This is a genomic window from Massilia aquatica (genome assembly GCF_011682045.1).
In the GTDB taxonomy this organism is placed as follows: domain Bacteria; phylum Pseudomonadota; class Gammaproteobacteria; order Burkholderiales; family Burkholderiaceae_D; genus Telluria_A; species Telluria_A aquatica.
The window spans coordinates 312,765-332,999 of record NZ_VVIW01000001.1 but is presented as its reverse complement, the minus strand read 5'-3'; the positions used below and the strand labels follow the sequence as shown (position 1 = coordinate 332,999).

General features: G+C 62.9%; 18 protein-coding genes. 13 read left to right on the top strand and 5 right to left on the bottom strand.

Annotated features, from left to right (window positions below; genetic code table 11):
* The first annotated feature begins 41 nt into the window (after positions 1–41).
* The gene (locus F1609_RS01560) at positions 42–677 is read left to right on the top strand and encodes a TetR/AcrR family transcriptional regulator (RefSeq protein WP_167073972.1); all 636 of its coding nucleotides are present in this window, start codon (positions 42–44) and stop codon (positions 675–677) included.
* Positions 678–740: 63 nt separating this feature from the next.
* On the top strand, positions 741–2,456 hold the full coding sequence (locus F1609_RS01555) for a cation:proton antiporter domain-containing protein (protein WP_167073970.1): 1,716 nt from the start codon (positions 741–743) through the stop codon (positions 2,454–2,456).
* Between the two features lie 79 nt (positions 2,457–2,535).
* On the opposite strand, the gene F1609_RS01550 is transcribed toward F1609_RS01555, so the two are convergent.
* On the bottom strand, positions 2,536–4,500 hold the full coding sequence (locus F1609_RS01550; RefSeq protein ID WP_167073968.1) for an AAA family ATPase: 1,965 nt from the start codon (positions 4,498–4,500) through the stop codon (positions 2,536–2,538).
* Between the two features lie 468 nt (positions 4,501–4,968).
* On the opposite strand from F1609_RS01550, the gene F1609_RS01545 reads away from it, so the two are divergent.
* A complete protein-coding gene (locus F1609_RS01545) occupies positions 4,969–5,106 on the top strand; it encodes a hypothetical protein (RefSeq protein ID WP_167073966.1) in 138 nt (45 codons plus the stop codon).
* Positions 5,107–5,384: 278 nt separating this feature from the next.
* Positions 5,385–5,618, top strand: a complete 234-nt coding sequence (locus F1609_RS01540; protein ID WP_229421546.1) for a PEP-CTERM sorting domain-containing protein — start codon at positions 5,385–5,387, stop codon at positions 5,616–5,618.
* A gap of 75 nt (positions 5,619–5,693) precedes the next feature.
* Here the strand turns inward: F1609_RS01540 and F1609_RS01535 are convergent, their stop codons facing one another.
* The 3 genes from F1609_RS01535 to F1609_RS01525 form a co-directional block, all read right to left on the bottom strand.
* Positions 5,694–6,248 (bottom strand): DUF1697 domain-containing protein, encoded by a 555-nt coding sequence (locus F1609_RS01535; RefSeq protein WP_167073964.1) that lies wholly within the window; start codon positions 6,246–6,248, stop codon positions 5,694–5,696.
* A gap of 10 nt (positions 6,249–6,258) precedes the next feature.
* On the bottom strand, positions 6,259–6,867 hold the full coding sequence (gstA, locus tag F1609_RS01530) for a glutathione transferase GstA (RefSeq protein ID WP_167073962.1): 609 nt from the start codon (positions 6,865–6,867) through the stop codon (positions 6,259–6,261).
* A gap of 150 nt (positions 6,868–7,017) precedes the next feature.
* Positions 7,018–8,583 carry a sensor histidine kinase gene (locus F1609_RS01525; protein ID WP_167073960.1) on the bottom strand — a complete coding sequence of 522 codons (1,566 nt, stop codon included), beginning with the start codon at positions 8,581–8,583 and terminating at the stop codon, positions 7,018–7,020.
* Between the two features lie 185 nt (positions 8,584–8,768).
* Between F1609_RS01525 and F1609_RS01520 the strand changes: the two genes are divergently transcribed.
* Both F1609_RS01520 and F1609_RS01515 read left to right on the top strand, forming a co-directional pair.
* Entirely contained in the window at positions 8,769–9,110 is a 342-nt protein-coding gene (locus F1609_RS01520; RefSeq protein WP_167073958.1) for a hypothetical protein, read from the top strand.
* Positions 9,107–9,949, top strand: a complete 843-nt coding sequence (locus F1609_RS01515; protein WP_166872055.1) for an HDOD domain-containing protein — start codon at positions 9,107–9,109, stop codon at positions 9,947–9,949. Before F1609_RS01520 ends, F1609_RS01515 begins: the two co-directional genes overlap by 4 nt.
* An 81-nt stretch (positions 9,950–10,030) precedes the next feature.
* Here F1609_RS01515 and F1609_RS01510 read toward each other — a convergent pair whose 3' ends face one another.
* Entirely contained in the window at positions 10,031–10,375 is a 345-nt protein-coding gene (locus F1609_RS01510) for a hypothetical protein (protein ID WP_167073956.1), read from the bottom strand.
* A 619-nt stretch (positions 10,376–10,994) separates the two neighbouring features.
* Between F1609_RS01510 and miaB the strand changes: the two genes are divergently transcribed.
* The 7 genes from miaB (at position 10,995) to glyQ (ending at position 20,232) form a co-directional block, all read left to right on the top strand.
* Positions 10,995–12,356 carry a tRNA (N6-isopentenyl adenosine(37)-C2)-methylthiotransferase MiaB gene (gene miaB / locus F1609_RS01505; protein ID WP_167073954.1) on the top strand — a complete coding sequence of 454 codons (1,362 nt, stop codon included), beginning with the start codon at positions 10,995–10,997 and terminating at the stop codon, positions 12,354–12,356.
* On the top strand, positions 12,353–13,402 hold the full coding sequence (locus tag F1609_RS01500) for a PhoH family protein (RefSeq protein WP_167073952.1): 1,050 nt from the start codon (positions 12,353–12,355) through the stop codon (positions 13,400–13,402). The genes miaB and F1609_RS01500 overlap by 4 nt, the downstream gene beginning before the upstream one ends.
* Positions 13,386–13,850: an rRNA maturation RNase YbeY gene (gene ybeY / locus F1609_RS01495; protein WP_167073950.1), complete on the top strand. Its 465-nt coding sequence runs from the start codon at positions 13,386–13,388 to the stop codon at positions 13,848–13,850. Before F1609_RS01500 ends, ybeY begins: the two co-directional genes overlap by 17 nt.
* A gap of 151 nt (positions 13,851–14,001) precedes the next feature.
* On the top strand, positions 14,002–16,296 hold the full coding sequence (locus F1609_RS01490; RefSeq protein WP_167073948.1) for a hypothetical protein: 2,295 nt from the start codon (positions 14,002–14,004) through the stop codon (positions 16,294–16,296).
* Positions 16,297–16,766: 470 nt separating this feature from the next.
* Entirely contained in the window at positions 16,767–17,645 is an 879-nt protein-coding gene (locus tag F1609_RS01485; protein WP_167073946.1) for a CorC family transporter, read from the top strand.
* On the top strand, positions 17,645–19,216 hold the full coding sequence (lnt, locus tag F1609_RS01480) for an apolipoprotein N-acyltransferase (RefSeq protein ID WP_167073945.1): 1,572 nt from the start codon (positions 17,645–17,647) through the stop codon (positions 19,214–19,216). The genes F1609_RS01485 and lnt overlap by 1 nt, the downstream gene beginning before the upstream one ends.
* 104 nt (positions 19,217–19,320) lie before the next feature.
* Positions 19,321–20,232, top strand: coding sequence for a glycine--tRNA ligase subunit alpha (gene glyQ, locus F1609_RS01475; protein WP_167073943.1), 912 nt, complete (start codon positions 19,321–19,323; stop codon positions 20,230–20,232).
* The last annotated feature ends 3 nt before the right edge of the window (positions 20,233–20,235 follow it).

Here is a 20,235-nt window from a genome sequence, read left to right as displayed (position 1 = left end):
AGCCGACCTGCTTTGCATAGCACCATGCGATAATCGCGCCCATGTCCCCTACCCTCGCCAGCGCCCTCAGACACAAGCCTTCCGTCACCACCGAAAAAGGCTTGGGGCGGGCCCACGACATTTTGCGCGCGGCGCGCAGCGTGCTGGCGGCCGAAGGGTATGCCGGGCTGTCGATGCGGCGCGTGGCGGCGGCTGTGGGCATCAGCCTGTCGAACGTGCAGCACTACTACCAGAGCAAGGATGCGCTGCTCGAAGCGCTGCTGCTCTATACGATGGACCTGTTCCAGTCGAAGATGGATTCGATTTCGGCGGCCATGGCGGGCGAGCCGCGCCTGGACCAGTTTTTGTCCACCTGCGACATGTTCCTCGACGAGATCACCGACCCGGTGACGCACGCGATCTTTTTCGAGATCTGGGCCCTGGCCTCGCGCAACGCCTTCGCCTCGAACCTGATGGATACCATGATGGGGCGCGAGCGCAAGGCCATCTTCAAGCTCATTCACGGCCTCAATCCCGCCATCGGCGACGACGAATACCGCCAGCGCGCCATCCTGATGGTGGCGCAGATCGAGGGCCTGATGCTGTTCCGGCTCGATAAAACCGGTCGCCGCGACGAATTCGCGGCGGTGCGCGCCTCGGTGCGCAAGGTGCTGCTGGCGCTGGCCACCATCCCGTAAGCGTCTGTACAGGCTCATGTAAACTATACTGGGGGCTCCGCCCATCACGAGGAGAGCGTCCGTATGCACCACAACATCAGCCTGATAACCACCATCGCCGCCGCATTGGGCTTCGGCCTCATATTCGGCATGATCGCCGTGCGCTTCAAATTGCCGGCGCTGGTCGGCTACCTGGCCGCCGGAATCGTGATCGGCCCGGCCACGCCGGGCTTCGTGGCCGACGTGGCGCTGGCCGGGCAACTGGCCGAAATCGGCGTGATGCTGCTGATGTTCGGCGTCGGCCTGCACTTTTCGCTGGACGACCTGATGGAAGTGCGCGGCATCGCCGTTCCCGGCGCGGTGCTGCAGATCGGCGCGGCGACCGGAATGGGGATCGGGATGGCGTATCTGTGGGGCTGGAGTTTGGGCGCGGGCCTGGTGTTCGGCCTGGCGCTGTCGGTGGCCAGCACGGTGGTGCTGCTGCGGGCGCTGGAAGACCTGGGCATACTCGATTCGATCAATGGCCGCATCGCGGTCGGCTGGCTGGTGGTCGAGGACCTGGTCACGGTGCTGATGCTGGTCATGCTGCCGGCGCTGGCCGGTGCGCTGGGTGGCACAGGCCCGGACGGCGTTGCCGCCGGCCCCGGCGCGAACATCTGGAAGACCCTTAGCATCACCCTGGGCCAGGTGGCCGCCTTCATCGTCTTCATGCTGGTGGTCGGGCGCAAGCTGTTCCCGTGGTTCCTGTGGCGCGTGGCGCGCACCGGTTCGCGCGAGTTGTTCACGCTGGCCGTCGTCGCCACAGCGGTGGGGATCGCCTATGGTTCGTCGGAATTGTTCGGCGTGTCGTTCGCGCTGGGCGCGTTCTTTGCAGGGATGGTGCTGCGCGAGTCGCCCCTGAGCCACCGCGCGGCCGAAGAATCGCTGCCGCTGCGCGATGCGTTTTCGGTGCTGTTCTTTGTCTCGGTGGGCATGCTGGCCGATCCGATGGTGCTGGTCGAAAGCCCGCTGCGCGTGCTGGCGGTGGTGGCCGTGGTCATGTTCGGCAAATCGCTGGTGGCCTTTGCGCTGGTGATCGCGCTGCGCTATCCGCTCAATACGGCGCTGACGGTGTCGGCCAGCCTGGCGCAGATCGGCGAATTTTCGTTCATCCTCGCCGCCTTGGGCATGTCGCTTGGTTTACTGCCGAAAGAAGGCCAGAGCCTGATTCTGGCGGGGGCGATCATTTCGATTGCGCTCAATCCGCTGCTGTTCAAGCTGATCGAACCGCTGCAGCGCGCCTTGCGTGCGCGCTCGGACGCGGCGCGCAAGGTGGAGCGCTCGACCGATCCGCTGGCCGAGCTGCCGATGTCGGTGCCGCAGGAACGTTTGAGCGGCCAGGTGGTGCTGGTCGGGTACGGGCGGGTCGGACGCATGATCGCGGCCTCGCTCACGGCGCAGGGCGTGCATATCGTGGTGGCGGAGCAGAACCGCGAACTGGTCGAAGAGCTGCGCAAGCACGATATTGCGGCGGTGGTGGGCAATGCGGCCGAACCGGCGGTGCTGATCCAGGCGCACATCGCGCGCGCGGCCTTGCTGGTGATCGCCACGCCGGATACCTTCCATGTGCGCGCCATGATCGAGACGGCGCGCGCGCTCAATCCGGGGATTCGGACGCTGGTGCGCACGCATAACGAGGAAGAGGCGGAGTTGCTGCGCAAGGAAACCGGCAGCCAGGTGTTCGTTGGGGAGCGGGAGCTGGCGCGCAGCATGGCCGAGAGAATCAGCGTGGATCTGGCGGCGCTCAAGCCGGGCCACTAACTCGTCGTTCCCGCGCCAAGGCGGCCCTCGGCGGGAACGACGGAGCATATTTAGCGAGTACTAAAGTGTGGCGCGGCTATTAAACCGCCGCAGCCTCGGTACACAGCTTCAGGTTACCCAAACGCTGGCCGGCCACGTGAAACGCCAGCAGGTCGCGGCGCTCTTCCAGCAGCGCGAACACGGCATCCTTGGACAGCACGTACTGGTCCAGCAAGGTATCCTTGAGCGACTCGATCACCGCCTTGTAATCGCGGATCGCGCCCAGGGTGTAGCTGTACAACTCGTCGGACTTTTCTTCCACCTGGCGGATCGTGTGCTCGCCGCCGCCTTCGTTCTTCAACTGGGTGTAGTCGATTTTCGAGCGCGAATACATCGACAGGCGGTTGACCATCAGATTGAGCATCTTGGTCGCTTTCTCGATGTCGTTCTGGCTACCCACCGAAATCCCGCGCGCTCCGTAAAACAGCTCCTCGGCCGCCACGCCGCCGTACAGCTGGATCACGTCCTGCTCCAGTTCTTCCAGCGTGCGCAACGACACGTCGTCGCCCGACTGCAGCACATACCCCAGCGCGCCCAGTTTCGACACCGACTCGGTACTGATCTTGAGCAGGTGCGATTTTTCCTTCACCTCGGCCAGGGAGAGGCCCTGGCGCAGGTACGGGTCGATCTGCATGAAGAAGTGACCCAGTTCGTGCAGCGCCACGCGCTCGCGCTGCTTGTGCTTTTCGGCCGTGGTGGCGCGGTCGGTCAGGCCCAGGGTGGCGCGCTCGAACGCGCGGAACATCAGGTCGGTGTTGATGATGGCCTTTTCCTGGATCGAGATCATGCTGGCGCGTTCGACCACGGTTTCAAGCAGCGCGGGACTGAGGTTGGCGGTCATTTCGGCGACCTGGCCCAGATCGAGGTCGTTCCAGTCGACCAGGCCATCCTTTTTGCGGCCCAAGAAGCTCTTGAGCAGCTGGCCGCGCTCGCCCTTGTTCGGCAGGCGGAAGTTGATCTTGACCGAGAAACGGCGCAGCATCGCTTCGTCCATCTCGACCGAGGCATCGTCGAAGTTCGAGGCCACCACCCAGATCACGCCGGCGCCCTTGTCGCTCTTGACGCCGTCGAGCAGGCCCAGAAGCGTGTTGGCGGTGTCGTCTTCCCACTTCTTCTCGCCGCGCCCGCGCGGCATGAACAGGGTTTGCGCTTCGTCCAGGAAGATAATGCAGCTGCCGCGCGCGCAAGCCTTGCGGTACAGGGCATTCAGGGCCTTGGAGCCGCCGCCCACGTAGCCTGATTCGAGCGCGGAGCCGGAGGCCTGGATCAGCGGTACATTGAGTTTCTTGGCCAGGTAGCCAACCAGCTTGGTCTTGCCGGTGCCGGCGGGGCCGGTCAGCATCACATTGAACGGCTTGTCGATATTGTGCGACTTGTATTCGCTGCGGTTGCGGATCATGTCTTCCAGGTGCAGCACTTCCTGCTTGATGTCGTCCATGCCGATCAGGTCATCCATGCTGCCTTTGAGCTTGTCCGGCATGATGATGGCGGCGCTCATGCCCATGCCGGGGATGCCGAACTTGATCGCGTAGAGAATCAGCAGGATCAAACAGATATCGAGCGCGTGGCGCTTGAGGAACGCGATTGCTTCGGCGCTGGCGGGGTTCTGGCCTTCGTCGAGCAGGACCGCCTTGTGCGAGGCCAGGTAGTCTTCCTTGGCGATCGAATACGGAATCGCGTTCTTGAGCAGTACTTCGCGCTCCAGGCTCAGGTGCGAGGTGCTCGGCACCTTGATCACGTGCAGCTGGGGCGCATCCTTGAACTTGAAGATGTAGCGCGGCGACTCCGACAGCGGCTTGGCCACCATCAGGTATTCCAGCTTGTCCTTCTGCGAGGCCAGCGCGGTGATGCGCGAAATGTCCTGCGAATGGACCAGCGGGCTGGTGTCCTGCTCTACATCGGCATTGTAGATGACCAGGCCGACGAGCAGGACGAGCAGGAGTCCGGCGCCGATGCGCACGTAGACATTCTTGAGGGCGAGCTGGAGCTTGGCAAGATTGGGCATGTGGTTACTCTATGAATGGTGGCTGCGGACGGATTACCAGCACTTACTATGACTATGCAAACATCGTTCTTCTGCCGCGCAATGGTGGGGAGCGGCAGTGACAGCGACGTTCGATATGTGACCATGACAATTTCCGCAAACCATGTGGCCAATCGATGTCGCCTGACAGTACATCCGCACGCCGGGCGATGTGGCCCAGGCGTGCTCCTTTGCCATCAGTTTGATGCCTGAGGGCAATTGATTAGGGAGACTATACCGCCAAAAAAAAGCCAGGTATACCTTGATCTGCTGAAAAAAATTTGCGACGCAACACCTCTGATCAACTCGACAATGCGTCATGTGACGGACCTGAGCCACCTCAAGACCCGCTTGGGAAATGCCGGTATGTTCGTAACATTTCGTATCAGCCCTTGATGGTAAATCGCGATCATTAGATGATCCTTAAAACCCACGACTGGACAATGTGACATGCGTCGACTCTTCGCCTATTTCGCCAGCCTGTTCGGCGCCCGCTGCCCCGCCGACGAAGACCACCTGACCGGCGCAGTCGACCTGTCCGATACCGCCTACTGCCACGGATTGCTGTCGCGCGACAGCGAGCTGTAACACGGGCAAGCCTCGTGTCTTTTTGACAGCTTCCTTGCTTTTTTCCGCAGTGCAGCATTTGCCGAGAAATGTTAATTCCTCTGGTCAATAAAACATCAAAAAAACGACGTTTAGAGCGGAATGGCTTGGAAATCGGTGGTGAGCGTGGTTAAATACAAAGCCGGGTGATTCGCATTTAGTGCTCATCTGGTTGCAATGCAGCATGAGTAATCATGCTCTTGCGGAAACCAAAAAGAAGAGGAACCACCGTGAAAAAATACGCAGTCGCAGCAGCTTTCATGCTCGCCCTGGCCGCCGCCGCACCAGCGAGCGCGATCGAGGTATTGGATAACCAGCAGGCGGCCGCCGCCCATGTGGACAGCCAGCCGCGGATGAACGCCATGCAAATGGCCACGATGCCCGCCCCGCACATGTCGGAATTGCCCGAGCCTGAAGTCTTCGCCATGATGTTGCTTGGCCTGGTGCTGATCGGTTACCGCGCGCGCCGCGAAAGTGGCGAGAAGTTCCAGTAATCACCGAATTGCATAAAAAAATCCCGCTGACTGCGGGATTTTTTTTGCCTGCCTGCGCCCGCACTACCAGGGGCGTCAGCCTTTGGCCGGCTCCGCGCACAGCGAGCGCAGCTTGCACAGCGTATTCCAGTTGCGCGACGTGAGCCCGTCGCCGAGCAGCCTGGTCATCGCGGCCATCGCCTTGCTGTCCAGCACGCCAGCCGGACACCACAGGTAAGCGGCATGTTCACCCACGGACAGTACTTCCAGCCCCCAGTCGCTGGCGGCCAGGGGCGCCAGCAAGGCCGGCGCGTCCGGATCGCTGAAGACAAACACCAGCAGACGCGCATGGTCGGTCGCCACTTCCAGCAGCGGATTGGCGGCGATCACGCGTTCAAGTTCGTCGCTGCCGAGCACGATGACCCTGGACACCACACCCAGCTTGAGCACCATGGCATCCTGGATGCGCGCGGCGATCTTCGCGCGCGCCCGTGCTGGCGCAGTAAACACCACATTCCCGCTGTTGAGCAGGGTACGCACGTCCGTGCAGCCCAGTTCGCCAACAAGCTGGCGCAGATCGGCCATCGCGATGCGCTTGGCGCGCCCGACGTTAATGCCGCGCAGCAGCGCGATACAGCGTTGTCCCGGCATCGAGCGCGGCTTACTTGAGCAAGCCTTCGTCGCGCATGGCCTGCTGCACCATCGGCCGCTCGCTCACGCGCTTGTGGAAAGCTTGCACCAGCGGAAAGCCGGAGAGATCGAACTTGAGCACGCCGGCCCAGTTAAGCACGGTAAACAAATAGGCGTCGGCCACCGTGAACTGCGATCCGGTCAGGTAGTCGCGCCCGTCGAGCATGCGTTCGACATAGCCCAGGCGCAAGGTCAGGTTGCTGTGCGCATAGTTCACCAGGTCGGCGCCGGCGTTCGGGCGGAACAGCGGGGAAAAATTCTTGTGCAGTTCCGTCGAGATAAAGTTGAGCCACCCGGCCAGCACATAGCGCTCCGGAGTGCCGGCGGCGGGCGCCAGGTTTTTCTGGGGGGCCAGGTCGGCCAGGTACTGCACGATGGCCGGGCCTTCGGTCAGCAGGACGCCGTGGCCGGTTTCCAGCGCCGGCACGTAGCCCTTGGGATTGATGGCGCTGAAATCGGCCCCGCTGGCAGTGACCTTCTTGCGCAGATCGACCGCTTCGGTCGTAAATGGCAGCCCTGCTTCGAGCAGGACGATGTGGGGAGAAAGGGAACAAGCACCGGGACTGAAATACAGTTTCATGATGGTCCTTTGAGATGGAAGGGGCGCAGCGACTGGCAATGCGTCGCCAGGGCGCCGGGGCGATCCGCGCGCTGGACGGCGGCGCGTTTCAAGAATGGCAAGCGTACAATAAAACGAGCGCTCGCGCTTGGGCGCACGCAAGCCGCGTGACTATGCCACGTCCTCGGGAGCGCCATCGACCGGCGTCACGCGCGGGATGCGCAGGGTGAAATGGGTGCCCTGGCCCAGGGTGCTGCTCACGGCGATGGTGCCGACAAATTGCTTGACGACCAGGTTGTACACGATATTGAGGCCCAGCCCGGTGCCGCCCTGCCCGCGCCGGGTCGTGAAAAACGGGTCGAAGATGCGGTCGAGCACGTCCGGCGCGATGCCCCGGCCGTCATCCTTGACGTGCAGTTCGACCACCTCGCCGTCGAGACGGGCGCTGATCATGATTTCGCCGGCGGTGTCGACCTCGAAGGCGTGTTCCACGCAGTTGAGGGTCAGGTTGGTGATGACCTGGGCGAAGGCGCCGGGGTAGCTGTCGAGCACGATGTCATCCGGGCAGTTCAGCACCAGCGCGATCGGGGTTTTCTTGAGCTTGGGCTGTAGGCTGGAAACAATTTCCTCGATGTATTCGTGCAGGCCGAAGGGACGGCGCGCCTCGCTGGTCTGGTCGACCGCGATCTGCTTGAAGCTGTGGATCAGGTGCGCCGCGCGGTAGGCGTTGTTCATGATCAGGCGCGCGCTTTCGCTGGCCGTTTCCACATAGCGCAGGATGTCGGATTTTTTCAGGCCGGCGCCGTTGACGGCCAGTTCCAGCTCGTCGGTGGCGGCCTTGAGCACCGAGGCGCTGGTCAGGGCGATCCCGACCGGGGTGTTGATTTCGTGCGCGACCCCGGCCACCAGGCTGCCGAGCGAGGCCAGCCGTTCAGCCTGGAGCAAGGACTCCTGGGTCTGGCGCAAGTCGTGCATCGCCTGGGCGGTCTGCTGGGCCGAGCGGCGCGCCGCGTCCTCGGCGTCGCGGATGCGCCCGATGGTCGATTTCAGGCGGCGCTGGATCTGGTTGAAGCCGCGGATCACCTCGCCAAGCTCGTCGCGCCGGTTCTCGGGCAATTCCTCCACCTCGTCGGTGCCGCGCGTGGCCAGGTCGAATAAGCCGTCGCGCAATTGCTTGAGCGGCTCGAACACCACCCGCAAGGACAGCGACAGCGCCGCCACCAGGATCAGGTCGAGCAGCAGCACTTCGATCACCTTGCGCATCAGTTCGGAAGCGAGCGCCTGGTCGATCTGGGCGCGGCTGAAATTGATCACCACCCGGCCCACCGAGACCGGCTTGATCGAGGCGCTGGCGGTGCCACCTTCGTGGAACACCAGCTGGGCGTCGACCGCCTGGCCGCCCGGCCCGGACGCGCCATCGACCGCGACCAGCTTGCCGTCGGCCGCGCGCAGCTTGCCGGCGAACAGGCCGACCGAGCTGTCGTAGACGCGGATCGCCACCACTTCGGGCGGCAGCATTTCGGCCTCGACAATGCTGTCGACCTTGGACTTGTCCAGGTCCCACAGCGCCGATGGCAGGCTGATCTGCAAACGCGTGATCACGCCCTTGCGCAGGCGCTGGTTGCTTTCCTCGAGCGCCTTGCCCAGCGAATACTGGGTGTAACTGCCCGAAATGGTCAGCACCAGGGTGACGATCACCACGAACAGCAGTTTCAGCCGGCCTTGAATACCAGACATCCGATTCCTCCGCTAAACAGCGCCTTCCGACAACCAGCGTGCGCGATGCATCTCCGAATGTACGGTAAGCCCTTCTCCTTGGCAAGAAATTGCCGTGCATGGACACGCAAAAAGTAAAGCTTTTTCCGTGGCGCACACGCTCCGGTAGCAATGGTAAGATCGTAGCCTTACGAGGGAGGATGCCTATGAGCGCAGCTTACCAGCACCTGGCACTGGCCGAGGTGGTACCGGGAATGGTCTTGTCCGACAATCTGCTCGACCGGCAGGGACAGATCCTGTTACCCAAGGGAGCGATACTGACCGACCGCACCATCGCCTTGCTGCCCAGCCACGGCATCGACGCCGTTCCCGTGCTGCGCAGCGGCGCCGCGCCCCCCGCCGCTTGCGCACCCGACCACGCCGCCAGCGTGCAGCGCCTGGCCGTGCTGTTCCGCAAGCACAAGCCGGACGAGCCGCACGACTGGGCCACCAGCGCCCTGCGCCGCTATATAGAAGACTACCGCGCCGCGCGCGAGGCCGCCTTATGAGCGCCATCGTCCTCGACGACGTCTTGAAGCGCCTGGCCGACCTGCCTTCGCTGCCGGCGGTGGTGATGGAACTGCTCACCAGCATCGACCAGGAAGACATCGACATCACGGTGCTGGCCAAAAAAGTCTCGCACGACCAGGCCCTCACGGCCAAGACCCTGCGCCTGGCCAATTCCTCGCTGTACGGCTTGCAGGTGCGCGTGACCACCATCCAGCAGGCGATCACCTACCTCGGTTTCCAGACCACGCGCAACCTGATCACGGCCTCGGCCCTGACCGGCTGCTTTGCCGAAGGCCGCTGCGCCGCTTTTGACCACAAGGCCTTCTGGCGCCACTCGATCGGCACCGCCTGCTGCGCCAAGGTGCTGGCGCGGCGCGTGCGTTTCAACCAGGATTACGCCTTCACGGCCGGATTGCTGCACGATATCGGGCGCCTGGTGCTGGTGAGCAGCTACCCTGATCTGTATCAACAAGTGATGGAATACCGCGCGGCCAACGATACCTACGTGCAAGACGCGGAACTGGCGGTGATGGGCGTGGACCATGTGCTGGCCGGCGTGGCGCTGGCCGAACACTGGAATTTTTCGGATACGATGAAGATGGCGATCGCCTTCCACCATGATCCGGGCGCGCCGGACGCAGGCTTGCTGGCCACCATTGTGCATGTGGCCAACGCCATCGTGCATGCGCTCGACCTGGGGCGCGAAAGCGACGATCTGGTGCCCGCCGTGTCACCGGTCGCGTGGACCGCACTGGGACTGAACGAAGAATGCTATCTGCAAGTGTTCCGCGAAACCGAACTGCAGTACGAAGAAATCACGATGATCCTGATGGGCTGACCGACCCGCCTCTGCATGCAGAGGCGGAATCAGGCGCCCGGTTCCGCTGGCATGACAGCTGAAACTGCCATGCCGGAAGACTTAGTGCGCATAGTTTCCGGACGTCGATGCGTCTGGTGCCGCCGGTTTTTCCTCGGCGCTCGCTTTTGGGCGGCCCTGGGCGTCGGACAGGCGATACTTGGTGCGGCGGTCGCCCATCAGGTCGCGCAGGTCGCGGATGCTCATGCCGGTCACTTCGTGCATGCGGATCAGCAGCGAGGCGCCGACCGGCAGGCGGTGGTGGCGGATCTTGCTGATCACCGGTGGTGCGACTTCGAGCATGCGCGACAGCGCTGCATCGTTTTTCAGCTGCATCTTGCCAAGCAGAATGTCGAGCAGGTGGTTGGGGTTGTAACTTTCCTGTGATGCCAGAGCATGGTGTGCCATGATTTTACCTCGTGGTGAGTGGTTGAAATAATGCCGTTACGAACTATGTTAAAGACCCATACGCGTCTTAATAAGTTCCCGGAAAATCGCCCTTGAGCGTGATTAAACAGAACAAATCTGATAACTGGCTTAAAAGCACGTTTCCGGATCGTATGCGCTCTGCGCTACTCACTTCCAACGCACTTGAAACTCCAAACACATTATTAGACTCATATGCAATAAGTACAACTTATCTTTGCATATGTGACATTGTTTGAAATCAAGCTAACCGCCAGAAAGCTTGTCACATCGTCATTTCAACACAGCGAGACAAATTGTGGCGCACGCAAGAACATTTTTTGTGCTCAGTTCGTTCACAAAGTTCCCTCGGAACCCATTGATTTACAAGAAGAAATAGGTAGTGTGCAATCAAGCAATTGTAAAACATTTTTGAGGGAAACTTTTCCCGGTCACATGGAAGAATGACGGACGGCTAGTCTGGCGGTTGACACGCCGCAATGTCGGCAATGCAACATGGTCCGCCGAGCGGCTGCCGTCGCGAACATGGCCGCCCCCGCTGATTTACGATAAACTGGCAACCCCGCCTGAAACCAGGCTGCAGCGCCACGTTGATCATTCCATGCAGAAAAAAGTCTTCATCAAAACCTTCGGTTGCCAAATGAACGAGTACGACTCGGACAAGATGGCGGACGTGCTCGGCGCCTCCGACGGCCTGGTTCGCACCGACACGCCGGAGGATGCCGATGTGATTTTGCTCAACACCTGCTCGGTCCGTGAAAAAGCGCAAGAAAAAGTCTTTTCCGACCTCGGCCGCCTGCGCGAGCTCAAGCTGGCGCGTCCCGACCTGCTGATCGGCGTCGGCGGCTGTGTTGCCTCCCAAGAAGGCGCAGCCATCGTCAAGCGCGCCCCGTATGTCGACATGGTGTTCGGCCCGCAAACCCTGCACCGCCTGCCGCAGATGATGCGCGAACGGCGCGCCAGCGGCGACGCCCAGGTCGACATCAGCTTCCCCGAAATCGAAAAATTCGACCACCTGCCGCCGGCCAAGGTCGATGGCGCCTCGGCCTTCGTGTCGATCATGGAAGGCTGCAGCAAATATTGCAGCTACTGCGTGGTGCCGTACACGCGCGGCGAGGAAGTCTCGCGCCGTTTTGAAGACGTGCTGACCGAAGTGGCCGGCCTGGCCGCCCAGGGCGTGAAGGAAATCACCCTGCTCGGCCAGAACGTGAACGCCTTCCGCGGCGTGATGGAAGGCGGCGACGTGGCCGACTTCGCGCTGCTGCTCGAATACGTGGCCGACATTCCCGGCATCGAACGGATCCGCTTCGTCACCAGCCACCCGAAAGAATTCACCCAGCGCCTGATCGACGCCTACGCCAAGATCCCGCAGCTGGTCGACCACCTGTACCTGCCGGCCCAGCATGGCGCCGACAATGTGCTGGCCGCCATGAAGCGCGGCTACACCGGCCTCGAATACAAGTCGATCATCCGGCGCATCCGCGCGGTGCGTCCGAACATGTCGATTTCGTCCGACTTCATCGTCGGCTTCCCGGGCGAGACCGAGGCCGATTTTGCCGCCATGATGAAACTGATCGCGGATGTCGGTTTCGACACCAGCTACAGCTTCATCTTCAGCAAGCGCCCCGGCACCCCGGCCGCCAACCTGGCCGACGACACGCCGCACGCGGTCAAGCTGGCGCGCCTGCAGCAGTTGCAGGCGGCGATCGACGCCAACACGCGCAAGTACAGCGCCGCCATGGTCGGCAGCGTGCAGCGCATCCTGGTCGAAGGGCCATCGGTCAAGAACGCCGCCGAACTGCAGGGCCGCACCGAAAACAACCGGGTCGTCAATTTCGAACCCGGCATGAATGCGAGCGCATTGATCGGCCAGATGGCCGACGTGCGCATCACCGAGAGTTTTAACTACACCCTGCGCGGCGAACTCGTTGCGCGCGGTGACACTTTAGCCTGCGCCAGTTGAAAACCAAGACACCCATCCAGCCTCACTACTTCATCCCCGAGCCGCTCGACAACACGCGGCTGGCCCACCTGTGCGGACCGCTCGACGAGAACCTGCGCCAGATTTCGTCGGCGCTCGACGTGACCATTTTCCGGCGCGGCGAAAAATTCATCGTCAGCGGCCATAACGCCGAACACGCAGTCCAGATCCTGGAACGCTTCTACGCGATCGCCAACAAGATCGTCCCGATCGAGGAAGTGCAACTGGCCCTGGTCGAACAGCGCTCCGGCCTGCACAGCCAGCAAAGCCCGGACAGCACCCCGACCGAAGCGCTGCCCGACATCGAGATCAACAGCCCCACGCTCAAGACGCGCCGGCACGACCTGCGCGGGCGCACGCCGCACCAGATCCAGTACCTGCGCTCGATCCTGGAGCACGACATCAGCTTCGGCGTGGGCCCGGCCGGTACCGGCAAGACTTACCTGGCGGTGGCCTGCGCGGTCGACGCCCTGGAACGCGACGCCGTCAAGCGCATCATCCTCACGCGCCCCGCCGTGGAAGCGGGCGAGCGCCTGGGCTTTTTGCCGGGCGACCTGACCCAGAAGATCGACCCCTACCTGCGCCCTCTGTACGACGCGCTGTACGACCTGCTCGGGTTCGACCGCACCCAGAAGATGTTCGAGAAACAGGTGATCGAGATCGCCCCGCTGGCCTACATGCGCGGACGCACCCTGAACCACGCGTTCGTAATCCTCGACGAAGCGCAGAACACCACCGTCGAACAGATGAAGATGTTCCTGACCCGGATCGGCTTCGGCAGCAAGGCCGTAGTCACCGGCGACGTCACCCAGGTCGACCTGCACAAGACGCAAAAGAGCGGCTTGAGCGACGCCGTGCATGTGCTCAAGGACGTGCGCGGGATCGCCTTTACCCAGTTCTCCAGCGCCGACGTGGTGCGCCATCCGCTGGTGGCGCGCATTGTCGACGCCTACGAGTCGGCCGCCTCGGTCGACGAACTGGCCGCCCTGCCGAAACCCGTGATGGCTAAAAATGTCCGCAAAAAATAAGTTGTCGCTGTCGGTCCAGTATCCCGACGCCCGCCTGCAGGCATCGATCACGCGCCCGAAAATACGGCGCTGGGTGCAGGCGGCGCTGTTCGCGCCGGCCGAACTGACCATCCGTTTCGTCGACGCCGAAGAGGGCCGCGTGCTCAATCGCGACTACCGCGCAAAGGACTACGCCACCAACGTGCTCACCTTCGCCTACAACGAAGGCGACGACATCGCCGGGGATGAACCAACCCGCGCCGACATCATCCTGTGCACCGACGTGCTCGAAAAAGAAGCGCTGGACCAAAAAAAGACCGTGGAAGAGCACAGCGCCCACCTGATCGTGCACGGCGTGCTGCACGCGCAAGGGTACGATCACAACGACGACGCCGAAGCGACCGAGATGGAGCAGCTCGAACGCGACATCCTCGCCGTGCTCGGCTACCCCGATCCGTACGCTTCCTGATCGCCCGGGCGCCGTGCGCGCTTGTCACTTTCTTTCCACAATGCTAACGCTTTGATGGACCCGGAACAGGGCTCTGAAGTACCATACGGCAAATATATAAATCGTATGTACGGTGCGCGTTGACGTGCCTTTGCACCTTTCCGGGATTTTCGTGACCACTTTTCTTTACTTGCAGCGCTTCGCCGACGGCGAAAGCGCTGTCATGCCTTTCGATGTCCTGCTTTCCATCCTTGCGCGCCACGGCAAACCCGGACGCGGCGCGCACGATACCGAAATCACTTTCGCCAACGGCCTGGCCGCCGGCGCCACCCTCATCGGCGGGCGCACCGGCGGCGCCCTGTGCATCGGCTTCGAACGCCCGCGCTTCGACGCGCCGCTGCGCGCGCTGGTGTGGGAGTGCATGCGCGAGCTGGGCTGCGTCGCATTCGACGACGCGCTCGAAATGGTCTACGCCCCGCTGCACGGCGCCACCGGCCTGCCGCCGGCGTTCATCAGCGCCTGCGCCAACGGCGTGCGCCGCGTCGACAGCGTCCAGCAGCTCTGGCCCGACCTGCTGGAAACGCGTTTTCCCGAGGTGGTGCCTCCCGGCCTGTCTTATGCCAACGGCGTGCAGCTGTTCGACGAGGGCAATGTCACCAGCAAGGAAGTGACGATCGACCTGGCCATCCGTCCCGAAGCCTGCAACAGCGCCACCCTGCGCGTGCTGCGCAACCTGACCGCGCGCGTCGATACCGCCATTGTCGCCAATCCCGGCTACCAGCCGTTCTACCGCTTCGTCCACGACGACAGCGCGCAGTTGTTCCTCGCCTCGGCGCAACTGGGGCCGCTGGCGCACAGCGCCACCATGATCAGCCCCGGACCGGGCCTGTCCACGCATCGCCCGGGCTTTGCCAGCGAACGCGAGGTGCATGCCGGGGCAGAGGCAGAACAGGCCAGGCTGGTCGCCTTCGTGCGCGACAAGTACCAGCTCGCGCTCGACGGCAGCGGCGCCAGCATCACTGCGCTGTCGGCCCTGCTCGACAAGCTGCACGCCTGGTACGTTCTCGAACGCGCCAGGCAGCCGGCCGGCAGCGCCTTCAGCAGCCCGACCGTCACCAGCTGGGCGCTGCGCGCCGGCTATTATCTTGGCTGCGTGCTGGCCAGCCAGGTTGGCGGCCAGTGGGGCACCGTCACGCGCGGCGAGCGGCGCCTGGCGGTGGTGCGCACCCATCGCGGGCGCATCTGCCATCCGCACCTGCAGGTGCTCGACCACATCATCAACGGCGCCCATGACAGCGTGGCGCGCTGGTACGCGCAGCTGGCCGTGAGCGACGCCAGCGCCTGCGCGCGCGCCGACGATATCGCCAGCCGCATCCCGCACCTGTGCGCGCTGCTGCCCGCAAGCGGCGACGACGCCCTGCCGCTCGCGGCGCAACTGGCGCGCGGGCAGCTCGATTACAGCGTCGCCTCGCTGCGCCACCTCGACGCCTGGCTCGCGCTGTTGCGCCAAGAAGGCGCGGCCATCCCCGCGCAGGAACGCGAACGCGTCATCGACGCGGCCGGCGCGTATTTGGGTGAAGTCGTGCGCTGCAACACGCCGGACCGCGGCCAGTGGCAATGGATGAACTACGACGACATGGTGCGCGCCTATCCCGCCTTTGCGCGCCAGCGTCCGCGCGCGCGCGGCTTCATGGCGTTTCTCGACAGCGTGGAGCACACCACCTACCCGCTGGCCACCGTGAGCACGCTGCTGGCCGATGCGCGCGCCGAATCGCTGCACGACTACGCGCGCAAGCTGCTGCCGCAGGCCGCCGACGATCGCGCCGGGCCGCTGGAGCCGGGCCAGATCGAAGAATGGGCGGCCGACCCCACCATGGCGCTGGCGCTCGACCAGATCCGCAACGCCATCATGAAGTGGCGCCGCTATGCCAAGCCGGAAGAATACCCCGCCATGTGCGCCGACAACCCGGGCTGGATGGGGAACGACAGCCTGACTGAGATCTATCGCCGCCAGCACCTGCTGCTGGAAAAGGGCATGGTGGTGTGGGCCTCGCTGGTCCAGGCCAACAACGCCCTGTTCGCGGAAGGTCCGCACGACATGCCGGCGCTGCTGGCGTACAGCCTTGAGCGCCATTTCGAAGCACGCCCGCAAGCGCTGCACCGCATCGCGCAGGAGCTGGTGTCGTACAAGGGCAAGGAGATGCCGCCCGCGCTCCAGCACATCGGCCAGTTCCTGGCCAGCGAACAGCAGCGCGCGCAGGACCTGGCGCTGCCGCACATGCTCACGCGCCGCCGCGTGATGGTCTCGTCCTTTTTGGCGATCCGCAAGCACATCCCGGACGATGTGATGAAGGGCGCCTGGTTCCCGCTGCTGACCCACCCCGACACCTTGTGCCTAATGATCGCGCCGCACAAGTTCTGGCCGCCGGAACTGGTCAACGCGTGGAAATCGGGCGCGATGATGTAAGCGCGGCATGCTGTTCTTGCTTGAAGGAGCTCATGATGCACAAAGTACTTAAGGTAGTTGCGGTTCTTTGGGCCTGGGGATGCTGGGCGTGGTCAGCCTGCAGCCGTCAGTGGTACTGGTTCCCCCTGTCTTTTGTCCCGTACTTGCTGTTGAACGCCTTCGGTCATCCCCTTGAAAAAAAGAAGGACTGAACGGCAAGAGCGCGCGCAATCGCCGTCGTATTTTCGCACCCACGCGCGGCTTGCGGGCCTACGCAAAAAAGGGTACTCCGCTCACCCGCATTGCTACATCATCGCACTGTAGCCGACTCAATAACGTCGCCCCCGCCAAGGCGGCCCTCGGCGCGGGGGCGACGGTGGGTGTACGGATCTCATCGACACAAGCATACATACCCGCCACTCCGCTTAAAAAACAGGCAACCGCGCTTTTGGTGTATCCTACGCTTATCGCAACAACGGCTCACGCCAACTATGCCAGAGCACCCTAATGACGTCCGAACGGACGCCAAGACCCACCGGTCACTGTTTGAACGCCTGACCGCACTGATCTCTCCCGAGCCCGAAAACCGCGCCGAGCTGCTTGAAGTGCTGCACGACGCCCATGAACGCAACCTGATCGACGCCGATGCGCTGTCCATGATCGAAGGGGTGTTCCAGGTCTCGGACCTGTCCGCGCGCGACATCATGGTGCCGCGCTCGCAGATGGACGTCATCGACATCAGCAAGCCGATCGAGGAATGGATGCCGCAGGTGCTGGAAACAGCCCACTCGCGCTTCCCTGCCATCGAAGGCGAACGCGACAAGGTGATCGGCATCCTGCTGGCCAAGGACTTGCTCCGCTATTACGCCGAAGAAACTTTCGACGTGCGCGAGATGCTGCGTCCCGCCATCTTCATTCCCGAATCGAAACGCCTGAATGTGCTGCTGCGCGATTTCCGCGCCAATCACAATCACATGGCCATCGTCGTCGACGAATACAGCGGCGTTGCCGGCCTGATCACGATCGAAGACGTGCTCGAGCAGATCGTCGGCGACATCGAGGACGAATACGACTTCGATGAAGAAGAAGACAACATTCTGTCGATCAAGGAAGGCCAGTTCGGCCCGCGCTGGCGCATCAAGGCATTGACCGAGATCAGCCAGTTCAACGAAGAACTCGGCACCAGCCTGCCCGAAGACGATGTCGACACCGTCGGCGGCCTGGTGGCAAGCCACCTGGGCCGTATGCCGCACAAGGGCGACACCTTCGACGTGGCCAACATGCGCTTCGAAGTGCTGCGCGCCGACGCCCGCCAGGTGCACGTCTTGCTGGTGGAAAAACTGCCGCTGGCCGAAGACGAACACGATTGATGCTGCGCCGCACGACCGTTGCGCGCGATCCGGCGCTGCGCTATCCGGCGGGGCGCCCTCCCCGCACCACGCTGCTGCCCATGCTGTTTGCCGCCCTCGCGGGCGCATCGAGCGTGCTGGCGTTCGCCCCGGTCGGCTGGTGGCCGCTGCAAATTCTCGCGCTCGCCTTCCTGTTCTACCAGGTCGGGATGGACACCAGTGTCCGCCGCAGCAGCCTGATCGGCTGGGCCTTCGGCTTCGGCTGGTCGGTTGCCGGCATGCACTGGCTGTATATCACCATGAATCGCTTCGGCAACATTCCGGGACCGATGGCGGTGGCGGCCGTGTGCCTGCTGGGCGCGTACATGGGCTTGTTCGGGGCGTTTGCCAGCGGTGTCTCGACCTGGCTGCGCCGCCGCTGGTCCTTGCCGGTCGCCAGCTTTTTGCTGCTGGTACTGCCCTTCATGTGGGGTTTGTCGGACTGGATGCGCGGCTGGATACTCACCGGTTTCCCCTGGGTTGCCACCGGCTACGCCCATAACGCCAGCCCGCTCGGCGGCTACGCGGCCATTGTCGGCGTGTACGGCATCGGCGTGATCGCCGCCGTGTGCGCCAGCTGCATCGTCATGCTGACCCAGCGCGCGCGCTGGCCCGGCCTCGGTCTGCTCGGCGCCATCCTCGGGATTGGCTACGGGCTCAGCTTCGTCGCCTGGACCACGCCGCAAGGCATGCCGATCAGCGTGCGCCTGCTCCAGGGCAACGTCGCGCAGCAGAAAAAATTTGACCCGGATCACGTATTGCGCGCGCTGGAGATGTATCGCGGCATGATCACCGCCCAGCCGGCCGACCTGATCGCCCTGCCGGAAACAGCCATCGCCAGCCTGCCCCAATACCTGCCGCCCGACTACCTGCCGTCGATCCAGAAGTACGCCGCCGACACTGGCAGCCACGTGCTGTCCGGCATTCCCATGTCCGACGGCCCCGGCAGCTATGCCAACAGCGTGATCGGTTTCAGCCCGTCCGGCCAGGCCTACCGCTACGACAAGCATCACCTGGTGCCGTTCGGCGAATTCGTCCCGGCCGGTTTCCGCTGGTTCGTCGACATGATGCGCATTCCGCTGGGCGACATGAGCCGTGGCGCCGAAGTCCAGCCGGCCTTTGCCGTCAAGGACCAGCTGGTGCTGCCGAATGTCTGCTACGAAGACGTATTCGGCGAAGAAATCGCCATGCAGCTGCGTACCATGCCGCGCCCCGCCACCATGTTGCTGAACGTATCGAACCTGGCCTGGTTCGGCGAATCGGTGGCGATTCCCCAGCATGTGCAGATGTCGCAGATGCGTTCCTTAGAGACCGGGCGTCCGATGCTGCGCGCCACCAACACCGGCGCCACCGTCGTGATCGATGGGCGCGGCAAGATCGTCAATGCCTTGCCGATGTACACCCAGGGCAGCCTGGCGGCCCGGGTGCAGGGGATGGGCGGCATGACGCCATTCATCCGCATGGGCAATTATTTGTTCCTGGCTCTAGCGGCGCTGGCGTTCGGCGTCGCCTGGTTCTCGGGCCGTAACTTTGTAAAAACGCAGCAAACATGACGTTGTCAATCACTTGCCCCCCAGCGTCCCGCTAAAACCCGCTAAAATTGGTCGTTTTAGCAAACTCATTCGTTCGCGCCGTCAGCCGCGCGACAGCCACCAAGATGCTCACATTTCAACAAATTATCCTGACCTTGCAAACCTACTGGGACAAGCAGGGCTGCGCCTTGCTCCAGCCATACGATATGGAAGTCGGCGCGGGCACCTTTCACACGGGTACTTTCCTGCGCGCGATCGGACCGGAACCCTGGCGTGCCGCCTACGTGCAGCCGTCGCGCCGCCCGAAAGATGGCCGTTACGGCGAAAACCCGAACCGCATGCAGCACTACTATCAGTATCAGGTGGTCCTGAAACCGGCGCCGGAAAACATCCTCGACCTGTACCTCGGCTCGCTCAAGGCGCTCGGCCTCGACCTGCAAAAGAATGATGTGCGCTTCGTCGAAGACGACTGGGAAAGCCCGACACTGGGCGCCTGGGGCCTGGGCTGGGAAGTGTGGCTGAACGGCATGGAAGTAACGCAATTCACCTATTTCCAGCAAGTTGGCGGCCTGGACTGCAAACCGGTGCTCGGCGAAATCACCTACGGCATCGAACGCCTGGCCATGTACCTGCAGGGCGTCGAGAACGTCTACGACCTGGTCTGGACCGAGTGGGAAGAAGGCGGTGAAAAGAAATCGCTCAGCTACGGCGACGTGTTCCATCAGAACGAAGTCGAGCAATCGACCTATAACTTCGAGCACGCCAACACCGACCTGCTGTTCACCCAGTTCGCCAACCACGAATCGGAAGCCAAGCGCCTGATCGGACTCGAACTGACCCTGCCGGCCTACGAACAGATCATGAAGGCTTCGCACAGCTTCAACATGCTCGACGCCCGTGGCGCCATTTCGGTCACCGAACGCGCCGCCTACATCGGGCGCGTGCGCACGCTGTCACGCCTGGTCGCACAAGCCTATTACGACTCGCGCGAAAAGCTGGGATTCCCGATGGCTCCCAAAGCGCCGCTCGCCGCCTGAAAG